We start from the raw sequence: 772 nt of genomic DNA on the forward strand, positions 1-772 counted from the left end.
TGTCATAAATGAATATCGGAATATTTGAGGTTTTAATGATCGTTTTAATACCAGTAGGTACATTACTCCTGAATGCTTGGCGTAAGAGAATCACTGGCACAAATAGGTGGACACAAATTGCCTACTTACTTGTTTCGATAACTATGGCAGGCGCACCACTAATTTACGTACGCAGTATTGAGCCAAATCACACTGCAATCGGTGTGGTGTTAGCAGGTGTAGCACTATTTTGGTTTGCTATTGTGGGGGCTCGTAGTGCAAACACATAACAAGTTTGTCAACGATCGCCCTTCGGGCTGGACAGCTTTAAGCGCTGCTTCGCAGCAAAGCTGCCCGTTACAAAGGCGTTATATAGCTAGGGATAGTTTTGAGTAAGCTTCAACTTTATTTAATATCATTTTTATTAATCACTTCCTCACTCGTGCATTCTGCAAGTAAGAATGAAATAGACGAGTCTATGTATCAGGCATTTCTGCTCATTACAAAGAAAGACTTTATTAGTTCCAATGCTGCTTATCTTGCTATTTTAGAACACGAAAATGATATGGATTTAAGCCAATTATCCAATATATATAATTCACTTTTAGAGCTAAGTTACATCCTTGATAACAAGGATGATGCTAAAAAGTATGGCAATAAACTCATATCCATAATCAAAGATGAACCTGATTACGTTAAAGCCTATGAGCGCTTAAAATATCGTATTTGCTCTTCTCAGGATTGGGCTAAATTTCGGTATATATTTATCGAGCATTGTGGTTAACTAGCTATA

2 protein-coding genes are annotated in these 772 nt (G+C 37.4%); both read left to right on the forward strand.

Annotated features, from left to right (window positions below):
• Window positions 1-35: 35 nt before the first annotated feature.
• The gene (locus L1068_RS21815) at window positions 36-269 is read left to right on the forward strand and encodes a hypothetical protein (RefSeq protein WP_237131959.1); all 234 of its coding nucleotides are present in this window, start codon (window positions 36-38) and stop codon (window positions 267-269) included.
• A 98-nt stretch (window positions 270-367) separates the two neighbouring features.
• Window positions 368-763, forward strand: a complete 396-nt coding sequence (locus tag L1068_RS21820; RefSeq protein WP_237131960.1) for a hypothetical protein — start codon at window positions 368-370, stop codon at window positions 761-763.
• Window positions 764-772 lie beyond the last annotated feature (9 nt).

Source organism: Pseudoalteromonas sp. MMG024 (assembly GCF_021654175.1).
Lineage (GTDB): Bacteria > Pseudomonadota > Gammaproteobacteria > Enterobacterales > Alteromonadaceae > Pseudoalteromonas.

Bases quoted from the DNA above. Each gene is read 5' to 3' on its own strand.
- L1068_RS21815 (WP_237131959.1), top strand. From the start codon at position 36: ATGATCGTTTTAATACCAGTAGGTACATTACTCCTGAATGCTTGGCGT.